This window comes from Burkholderia sp. Se-20373, from assembly GCF_017104705.1.
In the GTDB taxonomy this organism is placed as follows: domain Bacteria; phylum Pseudomonadota; class Gammaproteobacteria; order Burkholderiales; family Burkholderiaceae; genus Burkholderia.
Genome location: NZ_JAAGPH010000265.1, coordinates 1 through 5,582 on the forward strand (window position 1 = coordinate 1; position 5,582 = coordinate 5,582).

The window sequence follows — 5,582 nt, forward strand, 5'->3', positions numbered from 1 at the left end:
ACGCGCCCTGCCCGACGTCGAGCACGGTCAGCCGGAAGCCGCCCGGCGGCGGCGCATCGGCTGCCGGTGCGACGAGCGGCAGCCACGTGAGCGGGGCCGCCCAGCGCAACGGCCAGCCGCGCGGCATCAGCGCCCATGCAACGCCCACGCAGGCCAGCACCAGCACCGGCCAGTCGGGCATGCGCAGCCAGAACACGCCGGCCGGCCAGCCGGCAAGGTATCCGAGCAGTTTCATCATCGGTTCGAGCGCCGCATGCGCAAGCCGGAACGCGTACGCATCGAGCGGCGCGGGTAGCGCGATTCCCGCCAGCACGACCGGCGTCACGACCGAACTGACCCACGGAATCGCGAACGCATTGCCAAGCGGGCCCGACAGGGATATCTGCGCGAACCAGGCGGCCGTGAGCGGAGCGAGACCGATCGTCACCGCGTACTGCACGCGCGTGGCCTCGGCGATCCGGCGCCCGGCGCGGGCGCCCCACGCGCGCAACCGGCTCGACAAGCCGGCCGTGCCGTCGCCCTCCTCGTTTTCCGTATCAACCTCACGCACGCCACGCCAGCCGGCGACGGCCAGCAGGATCACGGCGACCGCCCCGAACGACAGCCAGAACCCGGCCGACAGCACGGCCCACGGGTCGGCAAGCAGTACGCCGCCGAGCGCCGCGCACAGCACCGCGGAAGTCGGCACGCTGCGCCCGGCCAGGTACGCAATGCCGCCGGCCGCGATCATCCACCACGCGCGCTGCGCCGGCACGTTGAAGCCCGCGAGCGCCGCATAACCGGCCGCAGCTGCCAGCGCGGCGAGCGCGGCCGCGTACGGCGCCGGAAACACGAGCGTTGCGGCCCGTGTGCGCCACCGCAGGCGGCGCCAGACCATCGACACGAGCCCGCCCGCGATCGCGCCGACGAGCCCGACATGCAGGCCGGAAATTGCGACGAGGTGGCTCGTACCCGTGCTGCGCAGCACGTGCCAGTCATCGTCGCCGATGCCCGACTGGTCGCCGATCGCGAGCGCGGCGACGATGCCGCGATGGCCGGCGTCGCTGCCGAGCGACGCGTCGATACGCGCGCGCAGCGCGTCGCGCAGCCGATCGATCGACGCACGCCATCCCGCTGCGCGCGCATCGAGCAATTCCGCCCGCCGGGGCGTGCTGACATACCCGATCGCGCGAATGCCTGCGGCCAGCCACGCCGCCTCGCTGTCGCGCACACCCGGATTGGCCTCGGCATGCGGGCGCTTCAGGCGCACGACGAAACGCCAGCGCTGCGCGGCGCGCAGGTCGGGAAGTGGATCGCGTGCCGCCGATGCACCATACGCGCGCCACGACAGCCGGATCAACGGCGGAAAACGGGCCAGCCCCGCATCGTTCGACTCGACCGCGAACAGCAGCCGCGCACCTGTCTGGTCGATCATGGGCAGCCCGCGGATCACGCCGGTGACGACGATGTCGCGCCCTTCCCACTCGACGGGCAGGCTGTCGCGCAGCCGCCATTCGGCCCGCGCGGCCGCGTAGCCGAACCCCGCATCGCAGGCCGCGAGCGCACACAGCATCCATCCGAACATGGCGGCCTTGCGCGTCCGCTGGCGACGCATGCACCACACGCCCAGCACCGCGCAGCCCGCGAGCCCGGCCCCACCGATCGTCCATGCGAGCGCACCCGGCAGCGCCGCCTGCCGCTGCAGTACGGCCACGCCGAGCGCGAACGCGATCCACCACACGCGCATCGCCCCTCCTCGTCGACCCGGCGCCGCCATCGAGAATGCGGCGCCTCAGGGCAACGATTATGCGGATGAAAGTGCGAGTCGCGGCAGCGCGGCGAGCGCGTTAGCCGAAGTGCATAGGGACACCGCGCCGGCGTCGATCCCGCGCAGATCGGCGAGCACGTCGCCGATGCGTGGCACCTGGTCGGGCGTGTTGCGGGATTTGTACGCCCATTCGGGCGCGATGTCGGGGGCGTCCGTCTCGACGACGATCGCCTCGAGCGGCAACTGCGCCGCGAGCCGGCGGATCTGCAGCGCACGTGTGAAGGTCACGTTGCCGCCGAAGCCGAGATGCAGCCCATGCGCGAGATACGCTTCGGCCTGCTGGAAGCTGCCGTTGAACGCATGCGCGATGCCGCGCCGCACGCCGAAACGGCGCAGCCCGGCGAGCACGCGGTCCTGCGACTTGCGTACATGACACAGCACGGGGAGGTCGAATTCGCGCGCGAGCTTGAGCTGCCCCTGGTAGAAGAACTGCTGCCGGTCTTCGTCGAGCCCCGGCACGAAATAGTCGAGCCCGATCTCGCCGATCGCGACGAAGCGCGGATCGTCGAGGCTCGCCTCGATCTCCATGCGCAGCCGGTCGAGATCCTCGTCGCGTGCGCGTGGTGTATACATCGGGTGGATGCCGAGCGCGTAGACCGCGCCCGGCGTGCGTTGCGCGAGTTCGCGCACCGTCGTGAAGTTGTCGCGCCCGACGCTCGGGATCACGATGCGCGACACGCCGGCCGCGCGCGCCGCGTGCGCGACCGCGTCGCGGTCGGCGTCGAACTCGGCGGCATCGAGATGGCAGTGCGTGTCGATCCACATGGCGGCAGTCCTGCGCCCTGGCGCCGCACCGGGACCAACCCCGGCAGCAGGCCAAGCGCGTTCGCTTCTTACACCGGCAGCGCCGGCTCCTCGTGCAGCACGCCGTCGCGCAGCCGCATGATGCGGTCGCAGCGCGCGGCGAGATCGGGATCGTGCGTGACGATCACGAAGCTCGTCTCGAGCGTCTCGGACAGCTCGAGCATCAGGTTGAACACCGTATCGGCCGTCGTGCCGTCGAGGTTGCCGGTCGGCTCGTCGGCGAGCACGCACGCGGGCTTCGTGACCAGCGCGCGCGCGATCGCGACGCGCTGCCGCTCGCCGCCCGACAGCTCGCCCGGCCGGTGCTTCGCACGCGGGCCGAGACCGACGCGCTCGAGCATCGTCTGCGCCTGCTCGCGCGCGTCCTCGGTCGTCATCCGGCGAATGCGCAGCGGCATCGCGACGTTGTCGAGCGCGGTGAACTCGGGCAGCAGGTGATGGAACTGGTAGACGAAGCCGAGCGCGCGGTTGCGCAATTCGTTGCGCTCGCGCTCGGCGAGTTGCGTGAATGGCTTGCCGAGCAACGACACCTCGCCCGCGCTCGGCTCGTCGAGCCCCCCCAGCACGTGCAGCAGCGTGCTCTTGCCGGAACCCGACGCGCCGACGACCGCGAGCTTCTCGCCGCGCCGCACCGTCAGCTCGGTATTGTTGAGCACCTGCACGTTGAAGCCGCCCTGCACGAATGCCTTCGTGATCCCGCGCGCCTGAAGCACGTATTCCTGCATACCTGCCGAATCCTGTCTGTTATGTTGTCGTGAATCCGCGAATGCGGTCGCGCGGTCATTCATAGCGGAGCGCCTCCGCCGGCTTCACCTTCGCGCCACGCCAGCTCGGATAGAGCGTCGCGACCGCCGACAGCGCGAACGCGATCAGCCCGATCCGGATCACGTCGCTCGCGACGAGTTCGGACGGCAGCTCGCTGATGAAGTACACGGACGGCGGCAGGAACTGCACGCCGAACAGGTGCTCGATCATCGGGATCAGCCACGGGATGCTCCACGCGATCAGGCAGCCGAGCGCGACGCCCGACGCCGTGCCGACGAAGCCGATCGTCACGCCCTGCACGACGAAGATCTTCATGATCGACCCCGGCTGCGCGCCGAGCGTGCGCAGGATCGCGATGTCGGCCTGCTTGTTGGTCACCGTCATCACGAGCGACGACACGAGGTTGAACGCGGCCACCGCGATGATCAGCGTAAGGATGATGAACATCATCCGCTTTTCGATCTGCACGGCCGAGAACCACGTCTTGTTCTGCTGGGTCCAGTCGCGGATGTACAGGCTCCCCGACAGCGTATGCGACAGCTCGACCGCCACGTCCGGCGCCTTCTGCATGTCCTTCAGCCGCAGCCGCACGCCGGTCGGCGCGGACATCCGGAACAGCGCCTCGGCGTCGCGGATGTTGATCATCGCGAGCGTGCTGTCGTATTCGTAGTGCCCGGACTCGAACACGCCGACGACCGTGAACTGCTTCAGTCGCGGCATCATGCCGGCCGGCGTGATCGATCCTTCCGGCGCGACCAGCGTGACCTTGTCGCCGACCGTCACGCCGAGGTTGCCCGCGAGCGCATCGCCGAGCACGATGCCGAACTGGCCCGGCACCAGCGCGCCGAGCTGGCCCGCCTTCATGTCCTTGCCGATGTCCGACACCTGCGGCTCGAGCGTCGGCTCGACGCCGCGCAGCATCACGCCGCTCACCGCGTCCTGGCGGGTGAGCAGCGCCTGCGCGTCGACGTACGGCGCCGCGCCGATCACCGACGGATTGCGGCGCGCTTCCTGCGCGGTCAGTTGCCAGTCGGGCATCGAGCCCGTCGGCGAGAACACCTCGACGTGCGCGAGCACCGACAGCATGCGGTCGCGCACTTCCTTCTGGAAGCCGTTCATCACCGACAGCACGACGATCAGCGCCGCGACGCCGAGCGCGATCCCGAGCATCGACACGAGCGCGATGAAGGAAATGAAGCCGTTACCGGTCGTGCGTTTGCCGGCGCGCGTGTAGCGCCAGCCGATCTGCCATTCGTACGGAAGTTTCAAGCGAATCCTTTCTGCTGGTTACGGCGGGGAGGCGCCCCGCGGCCGGACCGCCGCCCGGTGGCGGCCACCGGCCCGGGCACGGTCGAAAAACGGCCGCCGGACGCGAATGGGCCGTCAGCCGGCCCGATCACGCGCGCAGTTTGCCATACAATGCGCACCATCATGCACGACCGACGCCTCCATTTTCTCGTTCCGTTCGCGCTGCCGTCGGCGGCCGATGCGGCCTCGTCCCTGCACACGCTGGACAGCCCCGCGCTCGAAAAGTTGCTCGCCCGCGCCAGCCTCGTCGAGCGCGTGGCCGGCGAGGACTTCCAGCGCACGCTGCCGCACGAACGCTGGCTGGCCCGCCAGTTCGGCGCCACCCAGGGCAACGCCGCGGACGAGGCGCCGCTCGCGCCCTACATGCTGCTGGCGGACGGCGGCGACCCCGGCGCGCAAGCGTGGGCCTGCGTCGAGCCCGTTCACGTCGAAATCGCGCACGATCACCTGGTGCTCGTCGATCCGGCGGCCCTCGCGCTCGACGAAGGCGACGCCGCCGCGCTGCTCGCAGTCGCGCGGCCGCTGATCGAGGAGCTCGGCGTCCGGCTCGAGGCGCCGAACCCGTCACGTTGGTACCTGTCGAGCGAGCAGCTCGCCCGACTCGCCGGCGCCGCGCCGCTGCGCGCGAGCGGCCGCAACATCGAGATCTGGCTGCCGCACGAGGCCCATACGGGCGAACGCTCGCGGATGTGGATGAAGCTGCAGAACGAGGTGCAGATGGCCTGGTTCCAGCATCCGGTCAACGAGGCTCGCGAGGCGCGCGGCCTGCCGGCCGTCAATTCGATCTGGTTCCATGCGCAGGGCACGCTGAAGCCGGTCGGCAAGCCGTTCGCGCGGGTGCTGTCCGCGTCGCCCGCGGCGCTCGGCCTCGCGCGCGCCGCGCAACCCGACGCCGGCG

5 protein-coding genes are annotated in these 5,582 nt (G+C 70.5%); 1 reads left to right on the forward strand and 4 read right to left on the reverse strand.

The genetic code is table 11. From position 1 onward, the window contains the following. The 4 genes from G3N96_RS37560 to G3N96_RS37575 all read right to left on the reverse strand — a co-directional run. The coding region (locus G3N96_RS37560; RefSeq protein WP_206140367.1) for a ComEC/Rec2 family competence protein at nucleotides 1–1,726 on the reverse strand (1,726 nt) is incomplete at its 3' end. A 57-nt stretch (nucleotides 1,727–1,783) separates the two neighbouring features. Beyond that, the gene (locus tag G3N96_RS37565) at nucleotides 1,784–2,572 is read right to left on the reverse strand and encodes a TatD family hydrolase (RefSeq protein WP_206140368.1); all 789 of its coding nucleotides are present in this window, start codon (nucleotides 2,570–2,572) and stop codon (nucleotides 1,784–1,786) included. A gap of 68 nt (nucleotides 2,573–2,640) precedes the next feature. After that, a complete protein-coding gene (lolD, locus tag G3N96_RS37570; RefSeq protein WP_034185428.1) occupies nucleotides 2,641–3,336 on the reverse strand; it encodes a lipoprotein-releasing ABC transporter ATP-binding protein LolD in 696 nt (231 codons plus the stop codon). A gap of 55 nt (nucleotides 3,337–3,391) precedes the next feature. Further along, nucleotides 3,392–4,645, reverse strand: a complete 1,254-nt coding sequence (locus G3N96_RS37575; RefSeq protein WP_124585185.1) for a lipoprotein-releasing ABC transporter permease subunit — start codon at nucleotides 4,643–4,645, stop codon at nucleotides 3,392–3,394. 150 nt (nucleotides 4,646–4,795) lie between these two features. On the opposite strand from G3N96_RS37575, the gene G3N96_RS37580 reads away from it, so the two are divergent. Next, nucleotides 4,796–5,582, forward strand: a 787-nt coding sequence (locus tag G3N96_RS37580; protein ID WP_206140369.1) for a regulator, incomplete at its 3' end; no start/stop codon positions are given.